At 60.9% G+C, this 16557-nt stretch carries 14 protein-coding genes and 2 pseudogenes; 7 read left to right on the top strand and 9 right to left on the bottom strand.

Annotation, left to right across the window (positions count from 1 at the left end; genetic code table 11):
* Positions 1 to 106 precede the first annotated feature (106 nt).
* The 5 genes from X743_RS159305 to X743_RS1000000173250 form a co-directional block, all read right to left on the bottom strand.
* Positions 107 to 1351, bottom strand: coding sequence for a caspase domain-containing protein (locus X743_RS159305; protein ID WP_023765033.1), 1245 nt, complete (start codon positions 1349 to 1351; stop codon positions 107 to 109).
* A gap of 7 nt (positions 1352 to 1358) precedes the next feature.
* The gene (locus tag X743_RS159310) at positions 1359 to 2450 is read right to left on the bottom strand and encodes an OmpA family protein (protein WP_023765032.1); all 1092 of its coding nucleotides are present in this window, start codon (positions 2448 to 2450) and stop codon (positions 1359 to 1361) included.
* Positions 2451 to 3029: 579 nt separating this feature from the next.
* Positions 3030 to 5579, bottom strand: a complete 2550-nt coding sequence (locus tag X743_RS159315; RefSeq protein ID WP_023765031.1) for a caspase family protein — start codon at positions 5577 to 5579, stop codon at positions 3030 to 3032.
* A gap of 618 nt (positions 5580 to 6197) precedes the next feature.
* On the bottom strand, positions 6198 to 6512 hold the full coding sequence (locus X743_RS1000000173255) for a LysR substrate-binding domain-containing protein (RefSeq protein WP_245264195.1): 315 nt from the start codon (positions 6510 to 6512) through the stop codon (positions 6198 to 6200).
* 4 nt (positions 6513 to 6516) lie between these two features.
* Entirely contained in the window at positions 6517 to 6918 is a 402-nt protein-coding gene (locus X743_RS1000000173250; protein WP_245264194.1) for a LysR family transcriptional regulator, read from the bottom strand.
* A gap of 145 nt (positions 6919 to 7063) precedes the next feature.
* On the opposite strand from X743_RS1000000173250, the pseudogene X743_RS01000000168830 reads away from it, so the two are divergent.
* Positions 7064 to 7483 (top strand): annotated as a pseudogene (locus X743_RS01000000168830) (RidA family protein).
* Between the two features lie 197 nt (positions 7484 to 7680).
* Here X743_RS01000000168830 and X743_RS159320 read toward each other — a convergent pair.
* The 3 genes and pseudogenes from X743_RS159320 to X743_RS01000000168820 form a co-directional block, all read right to left on the bottom strand.
* Complete coding sequence (locus X743_RS159320; protein ID WP_245264193.1) at positions 7681 to 8286, bottom strand: hypothetical protein; 606 nt, start codon at positions 8284 to 8286, stop codon at positions 7681 to 7683.
* A 448-nt stretch (positions 8287 to 8734) separates the two neighbouring features.
* Complete coding sequence (locus tag X743_RS159325; protein ID WP_023765026.1) at positions 8735 to 8938, bottom strand: AlpA family phage regulatory protein; 204 nt, start codon at positions 8936 to 8938, stop codon at positions 8735 to 8737.
* A gap of 123 nt (positions 8939 to 9061) precedes the next feature.
* Positions 9062 to 11932 (bottom strand): annotated as a pseudogene (locus X743_RS01000000168820) (Ti-type conjugative transfer relaxase TraA).
* Between the two features lie 152 nt (positions 11933 to 12084).
* Here X743_RS01000000168820 and X743_RS0135760 point away from each other — a divergent pair.
* The 5 genes from X743_RS0135760 (at position 12085) to X743_RS21860 (ending at position 15118) form a co-directional block, all read left to right on the top strand.
* The gene (locus X743_RS0135760; RefSeq protein ID WP_031257611.1) at positions 12085 to 12411 is read left to right on the top strand and encodes a conjugal transfer protein TraD; all 327 of its coding nucleotides are present in this window, start codon (positions 12085 to 12087) and stop codon (positions 12409 to 12411) included.
* A gap of 1 nt (position 12412) precedes the next feature.
* On the top strand, positions 12413 to 12661 hold the full coding sequence (locus X743_RS159330; protein ID WP_023765025.1) for a conjugal transfer protein TraD: 249 nt from the start codon (positions 12413 to 12415) through the stop codon (positions 12659 to 12661).
* Positions 12662 to 13075: 414 nt separating this feature from the next.
* On the top strand, positions 13076 to 13546 hold the full coding sequence (locus X743_RS159335; RefSeq protein WP_023765024.1) for a carboxymuconolactone decarboxylase family protein: 471 nt from the start codon (positions 13076 to 13078) through the stop codon (positions 13544 to 13546).
* 14 nt (positions 13547 to 13560) lie between these two features.
* The gene (locus X743_RS159340) at positions 13561 to 14403 is read left to right on the top strand and encodes a sigma-70 family RNA polymerase sigma factor (protein WP_031257608.1); all 843 of its coding nucleotides are present in this window, start codon (positions 13561 to 13563) and stop codon (positions 14401 to 14403) included.
* Positions 14404 to 14608: 205 nt separating this feature from the next.
* Positions 14609 to 15118: a GNAT family N-acetyltransferase gene (locus tag X743_RS21860; RefSeq protein WP_023765022.1), complete on the top strand. Its 510-nt coding sequence runs from the start codon at positions 14609 to 14611 to the stop codon at positions 15116 to 15118.
* 201 nt (positions 15119 to 15319) lie between these two features.
* Here the strand turns inward: X743_RS21860 and X743_RS0135750 are convergent, their stop codons facing one another.
* Positions 15320 to 15814: a DUF2938 domain-containing protein gene (locus X743_RS0135750; RefSeq protein WP_031257606.1), complete on the bottom strand. Its 495-nt coding sequence runs from the start codon at positions 15812 to 15814 to the stop codon at positions 15320 to 15322.
* Between the two features lie 81 nt (positions 15815 to 15895).
* Here X743_RS0135750 and X743_RS159345 point away from each other — a divergent pair, with 81 nt between their 5' ends.
* Complete coding sequence (locus X743_RS159345) at positions 15896 to 16555, top strand: metalloregulator ArsR/SmtB family transcription factor (protein ID WP_023765021.1); 660 nt, start codon at positions 15896 to 15898, stop codon at positions 16553 to 16555.
* Positions 16556 to 16557: the final 2 nt, after the last annotated feature.

Here is a 16557-nt window from a genome sequence, read left to right as displayed (position 1 = left end):
GCGGTAGCGGCTTGCCCATCGCGGTCTCCTTTCAACCGCAATGAATCACGAACTCAAATCAAGGGGAATCCTGAATCCCTTAAATCGCGACACGCTTTAGAGCCGCTTACTTGCAGCCGCCTTGCGCCCATTTGGCCAGCGCCACCTTGAAGCGTGTTCCCAGTGGATGTTGCAGGCGCAAGACAGAGACATCATTGGCGACGAAATTCTTCGCCTGATCGCACAGCCGGGCCTCGTTCCATTCATGGCAGCCGTCGCAGTGCTTGCCTTCCCAGACCGACTTGTCCAACCCCTCCACCGGGCTGAACAGGGGCTTGCCCTTGATCAGTTCGGCGATGCTCTTGCCGTCGATCGCCGCATCGCCGAAGTCGATCGGATGATTGAAAAGGATCGGGGCATCCGACGCCAGTTTGGGGATTTTCTGGCGCAGCACATCGAGCGCAATCTGGTCCTTGCTCTGGCCTGACGCACTAGCCGCGCTGGTGTTGCGCGCATCGGAGCCGCCTTCGGCCTGAGGTGCGCTCGCCTCACCCACGATCAATGGCGCATTGAGATCGACCTTGTGCAGGACGACCTCCGTGGTCAGCGAAACGTTGAGCCAGGGGCGCTGCTTGCCGGCGGTTGCCTTGAAGACGTCACCGGTCACCCGGTTCATCGCCTCGGTGATGGAGACGTTGGTTTCGCCGATGTGCTGAAGCAGTGCGGCGGTGAACGGCGAGTGCTCGCCCGACCCGTCATAGGCGAGTTGATTGGGACTGGCGGCGAAAGCGACGAGCGTGCCGGCGCCACCATTCTCGATCGGCATCTCGGCCAAGCCGCTCATCGCACCATGGACGCCCGCGGTCTTGGCCAGCACTTCGGCAAGAGGATTGTCGCGGCAAGCGTCGAGAAGCACCAGCCTGATGCTGGTCTCGCGCGACATCTGGCGCAGAATGAAATCAACCGACACGGCCTCGAAGTCGAGCGAGGTCTCGTCCTCCAGCGCGGCGTCGACCGGAAGCAGGTAGTTCTTGCCCGAAACCTGCAAGCCGTGGCCGGCGTAGAAGAACAGCGCGATATCGGCACCGCGCACCTGTTTTGCGAACTGGGCGATCGTTGCCTGCGTCTGCGATTTGGTCTGGTTGAATCCGGAAACCACCTCGAAGTCGAGATTCTTCAGGCGATCGGCCATGGCCTGGGCGTCGCGCACCGGATTAGCGAGGGGTGCCGCGTGCTGATACTGGGCGTTGCCCAGGACAAGGGCGACGCGGCGCTCGGCGCTGGCGGCCGTCACAGTCACCAGCAGGGCGAGCACCGCCAGACCGGCGGCGCGATAGAGGCCGCCGCAGCGGGCGATCAGACCGGACCTCACCGCACCCTCAAAGCTTGGTCGCGGAAAACTCGATCCGCCGATTGAGCGCCTTGTTCTTGGGCGTATCGTTGGCGGCAACCGGCCGCTCCTCGCCATACCCGGTCGCCGTTATCTGCGTGCGCGCAATCCCCGCGGCAACAATGGCATCGGCGACCGCCTGGGCCCGCCGTTCGGATAATTGCTTATTCGCCTCCGGCGAGCCGTCGGAATCGGTATAACCGGAGACCTCGACCTTCAGGCCCGGGCATTTGCCGACGACACCTTCGACCTCTTCAAGCAGCGGCCGGCTCTTCGCGTCGAGCCGAGCGCTGGCCGGCCGGAAGTAGATGGCGCCGGTGCGCGAAAGCACGGCGAACCGGTTCAGGCACTCCTCGTCGCTGAAGTTCGCCTTGGCGGCATCGGTGGTAACAGGCCCCACATCAGTCGAGCTCGCCGCGGCGGCCTGGGTGGTGGCCGGCTTGGTGCCGTCGGCGGCGAAGACGAAATCGAACGATACCGACGCGGTGGGAACGATGTTGGTGACATTGGCCGCCTGCTGCAGCTTGTCGACGTTCGGCAACAGGCCGAAATCCTCGACATGGACTGCGACCGGGGCCTCCGAAGCAACAGACACCATGGTGTCGCTGATCATGGTGACGACGACGCTGGCCTCGAGATCCTTGTCGACGCCGTGCAGATTGAGGCGGAATGGCAGCGTTGCCTTCACCCTGCGCTTTGTCGCGAGATCGGCAAATGCGGCGGGATCCACCTTCGCCGTCAGCTCGGCCGTCGGGTATTTGAATGTCTCGAAGAACAGGAAGCGCATGCGCACATTGCGCAGGTCGACGCCGGTATCGACCGAATTGAGATCGAAGGTGACCTTGGCATCGCCCGCCGCGCTAAGCGTGCCGGTGATGTTCCTGATCTTGTTGGTCTCGACGATCGTGTTCTTCTTGACCGACTGGTAGGTGATCACCGAAGCGGCGGGATCGAGCGTCCAGTTCGGCGCGGCGCTGGCAGCTTGCGATCCAAACAACAGCAACAACGCGAGGCCAAGAGCCCTTGCAGCAGCAAGGCCTTTCGACGTTGTCTTCCACCAGAATGCGACGACTTCGAACATGGAACGCCCCCTGCCCAGGACCACCGTATCGACACAACATCAAGCTAAAGCATAGAGCACTCGCGACTGGTTGGCGAGCACTGCTAGAAATCCGAAGAATGCCGAAGTCGGTGTCAACGCATAGCGCAATTCACGGAAGTTTGAGCTGGCATTCTCCGGTCCTACTGCACCGACGAGTGAGCTTTAGGACCGCAATGCTCAAGTCGGCTTTGCGCTCCTGTCGCTGATCTCTGCTTAGCTACATCATAGCTCCGACTCGGCAAGCTCATCACCAGCTATGGCCTCCGGCTGAGCCACCGCCGCCACCGCTGCCGCCAAGAGCGGGAATGACAGGTGGCTTTTCAGGTTCAGGGGCTTCCTCTGCCGATACTACCACTTTCTTGGCGCTCACCTTCTTGCGCTTGACTATTTTTGTCGGAGGCATCGTCCGAAAGACTTTCCGATGCTTCGTTGGCTCTGGCGTTGGCTCAATTTTGGGTGGGAGCGAGGTGCAGCCCACGAGCCCCGTCAGTACGCTGGTCAGAACTGCTCCGATCAATGCCTGCTTCACTGCCCTGCCCACCTTTGCCTCCTCGTTGATTAGAACAAATCCCGACGCGGGTTGGCTTGCTGCCAGACCGCCCTGGCCACCTTGACCAGTTGGTCGTCCAACGAGCCGTTCGCCGCCATCTTCGACTTGAGTTCGCCGCGTAATTGCTTCAGCGCCGCCGTTTTCGCCTTCGCGCCGAATTTTGACAGGCTCGTCGGAGCGCCTGGCAATTCCTTGCGAAGATCAAGTGCTACGGCGAAGGCCAGGTAACGCACCGCTATCGCCTGGTCGGCCTTGTCGCCCTTCTGCATTTCGAGAGCCGCGCGATCATATGCGCCGGACTGATCACCGCGTGCCGTGGCCAACTCGAACAGTCTTTGCGCTTCATCAAGGTTCTGCCCGACGCCGACACCATCCCGATACATGCGGGCCAGGCTAGCCGGAGCGTAAGGCTGGCCGAGATCCATGGCCCTCTGGAAAAGCCCCTGCGCTTGCCGGGGATCCTTCCCGACGCCGACACCGGCCAGGTAGTTGCGGCCGAGCAGGTTCATCGAATACATGTCCTGCCGCTCCACGCCTGCCTTCAGAAAGGCCACAGCACGGGCCGGATCGGCGGTTATGCCGTTGAGGCCCTCGGTGAAGATCGCAGCCAGCTCGTTCATGGCATAGGTGTGACCCATTGCAGCCGCCTTAAGCAGCAGGTCCAGACCCTTGCCGGTATCGGGCTCGACTTCGTAGCCATTGAACAAGGCGCGTCCCCAGGCCATCATCCCGTAAGGATCGCCCTTGTCGGCTGCCGCCGCGTAGAGGCTATTGGCTTGCTTGCGGTCGATGGGCATTCCCGTACCCGTCGCGTGCAGGTAGCCGAGTTCGTAGACGGCGCGCACATGTCCCTTTTTGGCGGCCTCTTCGAAGACTGGCTTCGCGTCCTCGACCTTGCCGGCCGCGAGCAGCGCGCGCCCGAGTTCGTAGCGGAAGCGGGCGACGTCGGGATAGGCCTTCACCGCCGCCTCGCAGGCCTTCACGGCCTCGGTGCCGATTTCATTCGGCAGCAGGCCGGGGACGACGCCTTGCAGGTCGAGAGGCTCGCCGGCGGCCTTGTCGCAAGGATCGACGCGTGGCGACAGCTTCATGGTGGCGGGCTTGGATGAATTGCTGTCGGCGCGGATTTCGAAGCCGACCTCGACCGGCTGGGCAGCACCGATCTGGGGTTCGTAGCGCAGCTGGTCGACCTCGTCCGCCATCAGGCTCGACTCCGGCGACAGGGCACGATCAGGCAGGGAGAGGGTCCCGGTTGCCGGATAGCTCGCGAGTTTCAGGCTGACCGTGGGATCGTTTGTCGGGAAGTCCAGCTTCAGCGGAACCGGGCCAACGCCAACCGGGACGCTGATCTCGCGGTTTTCGATCGCCTCGGCGGCGCCGGCGATATGGATGCCCCGCTCCAGCACCTGCTGCTTCTGCTCGGTTTCGAGCGAAGCCACAATCTGTTCGCCTTGGGCGCCGTGGCCATCCCTGACACGGAACACCATGATGCCCCGGGCTTCGCCACCCCAATTGTCATGCGTGGCGTAGGCCAGCATGTCCACCTCTTCGGGCGCACCGGCGCCCTTGGGCACATCCATTTTCAGGCGCGGCAGGTCCACGCCCTGGATCTCTTCGCCGACCGCGACGGCCCTGCCGTCCAGCAGCAGGCGTCCGAGCGCGGGCGGCCTTTCGATGCTGACAGTGATGGAGCCGCCATCGACATCGACCGGTTCCGGCAGGTCAAGGGCAACCGGCCCTACACCCGACGGCACGACCTTCTCCAGAACCGGCGGCAGCGAAGGCCGGCTGGCGCGGCGCATCAGGACGACTTCGTCAATGAGCGAGGAGTTTTCCCAGGGGACCTGCTTGCCGTCGGTGGCCTCGACCACATCGCGGCGCACCGAAGCCATGACCGTGCGTATCTCCTGGTTTGGCGCCAGCGCCCGACGCGAGAATGCGGATGAGAACGGGCTGAGGTCTCCCGCTCCATCATAGGCGACCGCCCCTGGCTCGGTGGCAAAGGCGATCAGCGTATTCAGCGAGCTTTTGACCTGTGCAAGACCGGTGTTGCCGGCCGTGACCAGCTGGTCCCTCAGCCAATAATCCTTGCGCGGAAACGGATTGTTGCGACAGGCGTCGAGGATGATCACCTGGATCTTCGATTTCGCGCGCAATTGCTGCAGGACATCATCCAGCTTGACCGCCTGGACCTCTATGTCGGCCGCATTCTTCAGCGAGGCATCGACGGGGATCAGGAAATTCTCGCCACCAATCTGAAAGCCATGACCGGAATAATAGACGACCGACAGATCGGCGCCGTCCGCCGCCGCAAGGTAGTTGCGGAACTGCTCCTCGAATTGCAGCTTTGTGAGGTCCTTGGCAACGAACACTTCGAAGCCGGCCAGCCGAAACGTCTTGGATACATCGTCGGCATCCTTGTCGGGATTCTTGAGAACGGGGATTTCGCGGTACTCGGAATTACCGATCACCAGCGCGACCCTGCGATCGGCCGACGCATCGAAGGTCGTGAAGGCGGCCACGAGGAAAACCGCGATGAATCCGCAAAGCCGGAGCATGGCAACCGCCTCAACCGCCGCGACCTGACGACCACAAGCTCCCCAGATTGCGGTATCAAGGTCTGTTGAAGAACTCACAATCCGCCGAAACAGCAACAGGAAAAAGACCGAAAAACCGTCGCGGCAGCAGGCACCTTCCTCATCCGAATGTGCAAAGTACCTCAGAGCAGACCCATCCGCAATGAGTGACCAACCGCACCGGCATTGCCGTCCGCATCCGACGACGGGGTGCAGTGAAGTCGGAAGGCCTCGTCATGGGATGGCCAAAGACAAGACGAGCGGCAATTCCATTCCGAGCTGCCGGCTGCGCCAGATTGTCGAGGAAAACTCTCAAGCCATGCCGGCAGGCAGCGAGTGATACGGGATTCTAATATCAATCCATCGCTGCTGGTTCACCCGCCTAGTTGCACGTCATTGTACGCCAAAGCGCGACACGATTCTAAGGGCGCTTTACATCAATGCCTAGCACGTTCAGCGTTCAGCTTTACCGCCATCTTTTGGGAAGGCGCCTGATACTGGAGGAATGGGTAAAAGCGCAGGCTACAATGCCCAACACGCACTATCGCCGCTGTTCCCCTACTCGCACTCGATTGTTTCTAGCCCAACAATCTCATTGATCTAGTTGGGTTTTTCTTGCCTCGCGGCTTCCACCATCAGCTCCTCGTCATCAAGAACGATAGGGCCGTCAGCGTCAATCGCGAGTTCCTGGCCGGCGCGTTCGAACTCCCATCGGTAAAGCTTGCCGCTAGGCATCCGGTGGCCAATGCAACGATGGCGCTGCAATTCCTCCGGGGTTTCCGGCTTGCCCAAGCGATCGAAATAGGCGGGCGAGGCTACGCATGTGAACGTCAGCGGGCGTGCGAGCGGCACCGCGATCATGTCCTTGGGGACCGAGCCGAAGAGACGGACGCCGGCATCAAACCCGCCGGACACGATGTCAATTACGACCCTCGACGACGATGTCCACGGTCACGCTTGGATGGCGCTGCGCCATTTGGGGAAGAACCCAGCGAACGAGAAGCCCAGCCACCACTCGAGGTGCGTTGATCCGGAGCATTCCCGCAACATTGCCCCGGAACCGCGCGATGCTGTCGAGCGCGTCGTCAAGTGATGCGAGTGCCGGCTGAAGGCGGCCAAGCAGTTGGAAATCGGCCTCCGTCGGCGAGACGCTGCGTGTGGTTCGATGCAGCAGGCGCACGCCCACACGATCCTCGAGCGCTCGTATCGCATGACTCAACGAGGAAGGCGCCATGCCGATCTCGTCCGCTGCGCGGCGGAAGCTACGGTGGGTGGCAACGGCCACGAAGGCGGTCAGATCGTTGAGCGACGGGCGGGACATTGCTGGGGATTTTGCAGCATCCCACGCCGATTTCAATGGCTAATACGCGTAATGCGATTGCCCTATCTCCGCTCGTATCACTGAGATCCTACGGTTCCGGCGCGCCGCCGGTCCGCTCTCATCACCAACACAGAAAGGAACACGAATGCCTGCACGTGACGCCATATTTCCGGCCAAACGCCACGCGTTATACGATATTCATCAATACTCAGCGGCCATTCCGGCGATCTTCTCTTCGTATCGGGTCAGGTCGGCAGCCGCGAGGACGGGTCTCCTGAGCCCTCATTCGAGGATCAGGTTCGGCGGGCCTTTGCCAATCTGCGCTCCCGTGTTAGCGGCCGCCGGGTGTAGCTTCGATGACGTTGTCGACGTCACCACCTTCCACACTAAACCGGACGAACAGATCGAGATGGTGCTGGCCGTCCGGGCCGAAGAGATCGGCGCACCACCCTATCCGAACTGGACGGCCGTAGGTGTCAACTGGCTTGCCGGCTTTGATTTCGAGATCAAGGTCGTCGCCCGCATCCCTTTGGCGACCAGCGGCCGGTCATCGGATGATCTCTGATCCTTCGCCCAGCTTTTCTGTCAATCGCGATCGTTCCCAATCACGCCGGAGCCGCAGGTGAGCAGAAGGTGAGTGAAACACTCTTTAGCACCAGCACGTGGTCAGTTCGGCCGATCAGGTCCCGGGGACATGCGGCGCACAGACCCCATCTCCCCTTCGAGCCGAGCGGATAGTCCTCCGTCAGGAGTTCGAAAAGTTCACGAAACAGGCGCATTCTGTTGGGATTCCTCGTACGAAAGCGCCGTCACGAGCTTGATGGCTTCGTTCCAGTGTCGCGCCACGTCAGCACGGGTGATGGTGCGGTCCGGTCGGTAGGCTGCCAGATCGCCCGCAAATGCCTTCAGGTCGCGCAACACAGACGCAATGTGCGGCCATGGGAAATCCGTCGGATCGCCGATGTCCCGGTCGGCGCCAACAATCATCTCCAGCTTTGCGATGATCCCAGCGAGCGACAGAGCTGCAACGCTGGGGATAGCATCCTGAAATTTGAGTGCCTCGGTCATGGCAAACACCTCTGCCTCGCGAGCCACCGGATATTCGGCGCTCGCATCCGGCGCGGCCACCGACATCCGCCAAGACACGAATTTGCCTGAGGTCAATACCGGAATTCCGGTATTGGCCATCATTCGTTTCTCTAAACGTTGCTGCACCCGACACAACAGCAATGAGGCATATCGAGCTTGGCGCCACTCGCTCCAGAGACCTAGAGCCGGGTCTACTGCTTGCCGTTCGGGACCCTTCGGCTTATCACCTTGCCGGTCGATGACGAAAGGCAAAGTCGTGGTATTGTCGGAATCAGCCATGATCCGAGCTCCAGACAGCTTTGGCGTGGTCAGGCTAGGCACGGTGCGTCAACACTGCGTCTAGCCGCACCCCCGACAACCGGCCAAGGGTATCCACTGATACCTTTGGACCATAGCGCAATGATCTAAAGGGATCAATAGAAATTGGTGACAGCAGCACAAATGCGGGCGGCCCGAGCTTTGATTGGCCTATCACAATCGGGGCTTGCCAAGCGGGCCGGCGTTTCAATTCCTACTGTAAAACGCTGTGAGAGCGACAGTGAGCGCGTCGCCGCAGTCTCTGCTGAAACCCAAGACAAAATCCGTCTCGTTCTTGAGGCAGAGGGTGTGGAATTCACTAACGGCAATCATCCGGGCGTCCGATTGCGGCGGCCCTGACCGACGAAGCAGCGGGAATAGAGTTCATCCCAGAGAACAGCGGCGACCCAGGTGTTCGTCTGTCTCGCAATCAGAACTGACGCTCTTTTCGCCATGAGACAGGATCAGCGACCCACCGATTGATATCGGATTCCCGCCAGCCCGCCCCGTTGAGGCTTATCTTGAACTGGGCAGGGAACGTGCCTTCGGCGATCTTGCGATAGATGGTTGAACGGGACAGGCCGGTCCGGGCAAGGACGGTTTTGAGGCGTATGATACGATCCGGCTCGGACATTGCCTGCACCTCACTTGTTCTTGCTGATTTCTGCAGGGACAGACAGGACGAACCCATGCCGCAAGCAATCAGGGTTGTCGCTTCCGCCGGCTGCGGAGTGGAAACGGCGGCAAATCGGATGCCTTAGATTCCAATGCCCCGGCCCTTACCGATGCCATGGCTGAAGGCCAGTTCCGCGCCCAAGCGACGACCCGAATCCACGTTGATGCCAAGCTCGTGTTTGCGGTTTGCCAGCAGGGATTCAAGTTGCGGGTCGCGTTCGAGGCTCTTGGCCATATCGGACATGGCCAAGCGGGTCGACTTGTACCCGGACATGTCGCCGGCCTGATATTGCTCCCGTCCCGTCCGGTCGAGCTTTTGCCAGCGTTCCACGAAACGGTCGGCGCGGCGGCCGGGATCGGTGTCCATCCCGGTGCGGATTTCGGTTTCAAGCTGGAGAGCAAGCACGATGCGGTTGACGCGGCCGGCCCCCGCTTCGCGAACCAGCTCGGGATTTTTCACATAAGCCGCTTCGGCATCGCGCCAGCCATGCGGCCGCACCTTCTCGAAAGCGCTACGGGCTTCTTTTAGTTCGCGCATCTGGTCGGGACTGCCCTGCCCGTCCGCGTTTGCGTTGTGCAACATCGCGTCGAGCGCGCGCGCGTGACGCACAAGCGCTTTCGTGCGAGCGCTGCGCACCGCCGCTTCCGCGACCACCGGCAGATTCGCGTCGCGCGGCACTCCCCTGGCAGAAGGATCTTTTTCGGGCGCCCGGACTGCATCTCCGATCCGCGCCCCAACATATTCCCTTCCCGGACTACGCCGACTGTCCTGGCCAAGATCGGAAGAGCACACGNCGCCATGTCCTTGGCACGGTCCCGTGACAGCGTCCGGACGAGGCGTTCTCTAGTGGCAAAGTCATCGCCGCCGTAATGCAGCTCCATGCTGTCTCGATGTCGCGACAGGGCGACGTAGCTGCCATGCGCATCCATTCCCGGCGTTGCGAGCACGTGGGACCGCTCGACGGTCATGCCCTGAGCCTTGTGAATGGTCGCGGCGTAGCCGTGGTCGATGTGCGCGTAGTCTTTCAGGTCGAAGCGAACCGATCTGTCCTCATCGGTGCGAACCGTCATGCTCTGTGTGCTGACCTCCTCCACGATGCCCAGCGTGCCGTTCTTGACGCCGAGCCCGCGCTCGTTGCGCAAGAACATGACCCGGTCGCCGCTGGCGAAAGCCCTTGCACCGCGCTCCACATTCACCTGAACCTCGTCGCCCAGATCGCCGACAGCGCGCATGCGCTCGCGCGCTGCCTGATTGAGCGCGCGAACCTCGTCGTTTGTATGAGTGAGAATGATCCGGCTTGCTTCTGGCTCAGCCTGTCTGTCGCGATCCCAGCGATCGACCAGATTACTGCGCGCCTCGTCGCGCGTCGCGGCCTGGTGCACCATGCCTTGCACGTCATAGGCGCTGATCGCGGCGCCGATCCTGCCGGTTGCCAGATCGCGCGTGGCAGCGCGTTGCCAGTCCTCGCGCTGCCGACGCACCTGGCCGATTTCGACGCCGCCATGTCGCTCGTGGATAGAGCGGAATGCAGCGCCGGCTTCGATCGCCTGCAACTGCTGCGGATCGCCGACGAGGACGACTTTCGCGCCAACGCCGGCCGCATGGGAAAGCACGCGCTCCAACTGGCGCGTGCCGACCATGCCGGCCTCATCGATNTTTCGCGCCAACGCCGGCCGCATGGGAAAGCACGCGCTCCAACTGGCGCGTGCCGACCATGCCGGCCTCATCGATCACCAGCACATCGCGGGCGGTGAGAAGATCCCTGCCGTGTCCCCAGCTATGCTCCATACTGGCGATGGTGCGTGACGGGATGCCTGATCCGCCTTCCAGATTCTCGGCCGCAATGCCGGAGAGTGCGGCGCCTCGAACCTCGTAGCCGGCCGCTGCCCATGCCTGGCGCGCAACGCCCAGCATGGCGCTCTTGCCCGTTCCGGCAAAGCCAACGACGATACCAAGACCGCCACCATCGGTGATATGCGCAAGCGCATCGGTCTGCTCGCCTGAAAGGACAAGCCCGTGTTGCGCAGCCCGCGCCAGTGCTGCCTCGCGATGTACATCACTCACCGCGTGGCGCTCGTCCAAATCGATACGCTCTGCCGCGCGGTGAAGGCGCTGTTCGGTCTCGATCATCTGCCTTGTGGTGAAACGGTCTTCGCCGCGTCCGTCCTTGCCGAGTTCGACCAGATCGGGCGCGTTGCCGATGGCTGCCACGACCTCGTTGAACTGCTCCACTCCGTCGCTGTGGCGATGCGCAAACTTCGCAATGTCCTTTCGGGTGAAGGTCGACTGCTGATGGGTGATGGCATCGAGCGCCACGGATGGATCGGCAATGATGCGCGCGCCATTGTTGCGTGCGATCTCGCGATGCAGTTCGGCGCGATCGGCTTCACTGTCGCCAGCAGCAAGGCCGCTGCCCTCGATGCGCTGGGCCGGTGCACCAATCTGCGTCTGCGGTTCCAATGAAATGCCCTGCGCTTCCAGACTGCGATGATCGATGCGGGCGTCGATGTCGAGTTCGGCCAGGCGTTCATTGGCCAGTTCCGCCCACCGCTCGCGCCAGCGTTCGACCAGTTCGGTGCGGTTCCAGTCGCGGACCTTGGCACCAAAACCATTCTCGTCCACGGACCGCATGGTGAGCATGACATGAGCGTGCGGCTTGGGGCTGCCATCCTCCGCCCTGTCCCAGTGCACATTGAGATCGGCGACCATGCCCTTGCTGACAAACTCGGTCTGAACNCTGCCATCCTCCGCCCTGTCCCAGTGCACATTGAGATCGGCGACCATGCCCTTGCTGACAAACTCGGTCTGAACAAAGTCGCGCGCCAGTTCGATGCCCTGCGCCTGGCTGAGTTCGCGCGGCAGAGCAAACTCCACCTCGCGGGCAAGCTGGGCATCCTTGCGCACCTCGAACGCCTCGACNATAGATCGCCATCGCGACCAGATCATTTGCACGGTCTATGCCACGTCGGCACGACGTATAAGCGCGCCCTCCCTCGAAAAAATCTCGGGATGGACCAGCCCGTCCCGGGCTGTCTCGGCAACCCTGAAGCCTTCCGGCAGGCGCTCCCCTATCATCCTCCGATCGACAACCGATGGAGACAGCCATGCGGAAACCACGGGACTTCGACGCCGAACTGAAGGCGCTGGAAGACAAGGCGCGAGAACTCAAAACGCGAAAGGTGCAGCAGCTTGGCGAATTGGTCATCGCCACCGGCGCTGACCAACTCAGCAGCGAGGAACTGGCCGGTGCGCTGGTCGCAATCACTGAGACGAAAGATGCCGCAAAGCGTGAGGCATGGGCTAAGCGTGGGGTGATGTTTTTCGAAAACACGTCCCGGCGAACTGCTCCGGCATCTCAGCACGACCTGCGCGGCGCTCCAGCGCAACAGGGCGGCCCACAATCGCCGGCAGGCGGTACAGGCTCGCAATGACATGCGCACCTGGCAGGTCGACCGCCGCAAGCGCACCCGGCATCTGATCGAACTCGGCGGTCTCATCGTCAAGGCAGGCATTGTCGAGCTCACCAATGACGATCGCGCTACCATCTACGGCGCGCTGCTTTGGATCGCCGACAAGCTGCAAAGGGATGAAGGCGGTCATGCGCGGCACTTATGGGCCGCGAAGGGAAAGGCGGCGTTCAATGCGGAACGGCATGAAGAGCGGATGGGACGGCGAACTTAGCCACAGTTGGCGCGAGCAGCGGCCGGCACGAAGCCCTAACAGCAGACTTCCGCCGGTGCGCCATCGCCGACGCCGCAGTCAAGAGCTTGCGCAGGAAGCTTTCGCGGTCTTCGTCGCTACCGGCGACAATCTTCTCTCGCGAGCCGTGCCAATGTCGGCTGTCCTGAACCAGCGTTGAAAAATCTTCCGCGAACGGGTTACGTGGATCTTTCAAAGCAATATTTATTATGACCGCAAGATCAGCAGTTGAGTTTGCCATTGAAGTGCCGTCTGGCGACTATGGCTACCACAATCCGCGATCAATATCTGGATTCCCCTGTTCCTAGCGAATTCGAGGTGAAAGATTCCCAGCTGATGTCACATTCGCCGATCCTGAATCGTCATGTCATTGGGAAACGAAGGAAGGACCCCAACATGACTGTCAGACTCGATCCTATTGCCGCTGCACCCTCCCTCATCAGGGAATGGCAACGCAGTTCAGTTGTCCTTATGTCAGGCTTTGATTCAAGTATAGCGGAGCTCGTAAAGATCCGAGCATCGCAGCTCAACGGTTGCGCGAACTGCATCAATATCCACACCTATATGGCTCGTCAAAATGGAGAATCTGAGGAGCGGATCAACCTGATCGCAGCATGGCGGGACGCGCCTTGTTACAGCGATCGAGAGCGCGCTGCGTTGAGCTGGACAGAGTCTTTGACTCGGCTCTCCGAGGATCACACGCATGTGAACGCTTACGAAGAGCTCAAAGCTCACTTTACGGAGGAAGAGCAGGTCGCGCTCACCATGACGATAATCGTTATCAACGGCTATAACCGCATTGCTGTCGGGTTCGGCGGCTGGGTCGATCCGGCCACAATCAAGGCACAGGCGGCCGCAGCAGCTTGAGCGGGAATCAGGACATGGCGGATGCGGCAGCGACATTCAAGCTGCTGCATCCGAAACTCATACGCGTCGCTTACCGCATGCTCGGTTCTGTCCATGATGCTCAGGACATCGTTCAAGAGGCCTTTGTCCGATGGATGACAAGCGACCGCCGCGAGGTGCGTGAGCCTGAGGCGTTCATGCGTCGGACAGTGATACGTCTGTGTCTGGACGTGCTTAAATCAGCGCGTCACCGGCGCGAAACATACCTCGGACCGTGGCTCCCCGATCCAATTGTCGATGAGCGCGAAGAAGATGATGTGACATTGCCGCTCATGTTGGCCCTCGAGCGCCTGACGCCTCTCGAGCGCGCGGCCTTCTTGCTGCACGACGTGTTCGGCCTTGGCTTTGATGAGATCGCCTTGACCATCGAGCGGGACGCTGCGGCCTGTCGTCAGCTCGCGGCCCGTGCTCGTGCCCACGTCCGCGGAGCGACACCACGATTTCAAATCGAAAAACAGCGCGGCCTCGATATTGCGCAAGCATTTTACGCCGCGTCGCGCAGCGGCGATTTGACAGCGCTGGGTGAAATGCTCGCTGCAGATGTTAGTGTTCATGCCGACGGTGGCGGCAAGCGCCCGGCGGCAATCGCGCCCGTCGTCGGGTTTGAGGCCGTTATGAGACTTCAGGCTCAGCTTGCCAGCATGTTCGGCCCGGACGAATCCCGACTTATTCGCCTCGCATTCATTAGTGGACTACCTGGATTCATCACCCAAGAAGCCGATGGCGAATTCTCGACGACCGCGCTCGATATCGAAGACGGAAAGATCTCCGCGATTTACGTCATTCGTAACCCAGACAAGCTCAAACACCTGCATTGAGCCACTCTGACGGAACGTTTGGTGAGACCGGTCCTGAGGTTGCAGCTGCTGGTGCCATGAATCAAACAGTGATCATAAGGCCGAGCGATCAAGCGCACCAGCAAAGGCCAAAGTCGCAATTCAACTCGGTCCGCGAGTCCGATTCAAATCCTGAATATTTTGCGCGGCCGCATCTGCACCGCCAGCTCGGCTATGTTAGAGAACTTTGGAGCAAGCCCTGAGAACAGAGGTCGTCATTCGAGACGGTCAATTCTGCGACGCCGAACTCCTCTGGGACTTTCTCGCGATCGCTGCCGACGAGGCGAATGCGGTGGCGGCCAAGAATGTCCCCGTAGTCGCCTGCCATCTTGAGGAATGGCTACGGCCAGGCGACTTCGGAGTCATCGCCGAGCACGAAGGCGTACCTATCGGCGCCGCATGGGCTCGGCAATTCTCACTTTCCGAGAACCCAGTCTGCTATGCCAGCGATCGCACGCCTGAGGTTTCCATTGGCGTGATCTCCGAATTGAGAGGCCTCGGTGTCGGCCTCAAGCTTTTACAATGCCTGGAAGTAAAGGCGCGTCGGCTTCGTCTCGACGGCCTCTGCCTTAACGTTCGCGACACAAACCCGGCGCTTAAATTGTATGAACGGGCCGGCTACCGGCGGATCGATGGCGCACGCTTCGCAAATCGCATTGGAGGACTGTCAATTTGGATGCTGCTCCAGTTACGGTGAGGCTTATCGGGACGGCTTCACCCACAATGCTGATCCGTAGCCAAGCGGGGCAACTCAATTGCTACTTGGGCCGATCATGCAGCGGCCAAAAAAGAGGGTCCGGCAATGCTTAAACCAAGATATGGCCGGCACAGACGAACGTGTTGCGAGCCTCCTCCAAATCGCTTGACTTCACCAGCCCACGCAAACTCGCAGAAAGCGTCATCCCGACACGATCAGCGCTGAAAGATAAAGCCCGACACCGAATGAGGCATGCGCTGCAAAACTGCGAAACCGCGATGTCCAGGGCCTGGGCGTGCGTGACCCGGCGATTCCAACGCCCATGCCTGGCTGCATAATGTAGAACGGGGCGACGATGCTGCCGATGCCGACGACTAGCGCCGGACCCAGTGTCGGATGCCGCAGCCATCCGGTGCCCCAAATCGCGGCCAGACAGGCCGCAAAAACGACGCCGATGGCGTAGTGTGCGACCCAACCCAAGGGCGCTTCTCCCGGGACTGGCTCCGCCTTTCCAATGCTCTCATGGGAAAAGCGACCCTTGGGGAAATGGCCGATCCAGCGCCCGACAAGGCGATAGTCAAGCGACGAAACGCCGAACAAGCGCTTCTGGACAAAAGACCAAATATCCATGACCGCCGTCGCGCCAAAACCGACTACGACGACAGCGGTGAGAGTCCGAATAAGCTCGCCTTGCATGCGGCCTCCAGAAAGTTGAGCGGTGGTATCACGTCAATCAATAATTTGCTTGAATGATTGCGTGATGATAGAGTTACGTCAATGCCAAATCCTGCGATCACCCTTCATCTGTTCACCGAGCTGGCCGAGATCTCTCGCACGCTGGGTCATGCTCATCGCCTCATGCTGCTCGAGCACATTGCGCAAGGCGAACGACCTGTGGAACGGCTGGCGGAGTTAACGGGACTTACCGTCGCCAACACCTCGCAGCACCTCCAGCACTTGCGGCGCACCGGCTTCGTCGAGAGCCGCAGGGATGGAAAGAAGGTTCTCTACCGGCTGGGGGCTGGCCCCTTGGAGGCCGTTCTGGCGTCGCTACACGGCTATGCAGAGCACCAACGGAACGAGGTGCGCGAACTTGTCGCCGACCCGATGAACCTGAGCGGTCGTCTTGAGTCCATCTCCAATGAAGATCTGCTCGAACGCCTTGCGTCAGGCAGCGTGACCTTGCTCGATGTACGGACCGGCGAAGAGTATGCCTTTGGCCATCTTCCCGGCGCCCTCAATATTCCGACCGAGGAGCTGGAGCGCCGGTTGTCCGAGCTGCCATCCGATCGGGAAATCGTCGCCTATTGCCGAGGACCCTATTGCGTGCTCTCGACAACGGCTGCGGAACTGCTCACCGCGAAAGGCTACCGGGTCCGCCGGCTTGCCGCCGGCTATCCCGAGTGGAAAGCCGCAGGGCTGGGCGTCGAGGTCTAAGC

The organism is Mesorhizobium sp. LNHC232B00, from assembly GCF_000502435.1.
Lineage (GTDB): Bacteria > Pseudomonadota > Alphaproteobacteria > Rhizobiales > Rhizobiaceae > Mesorhizobium > Mesorhizobium opportunistum.
This window is presented reverse-complemented; position numbering and strand designations above follow the sequence as displayed.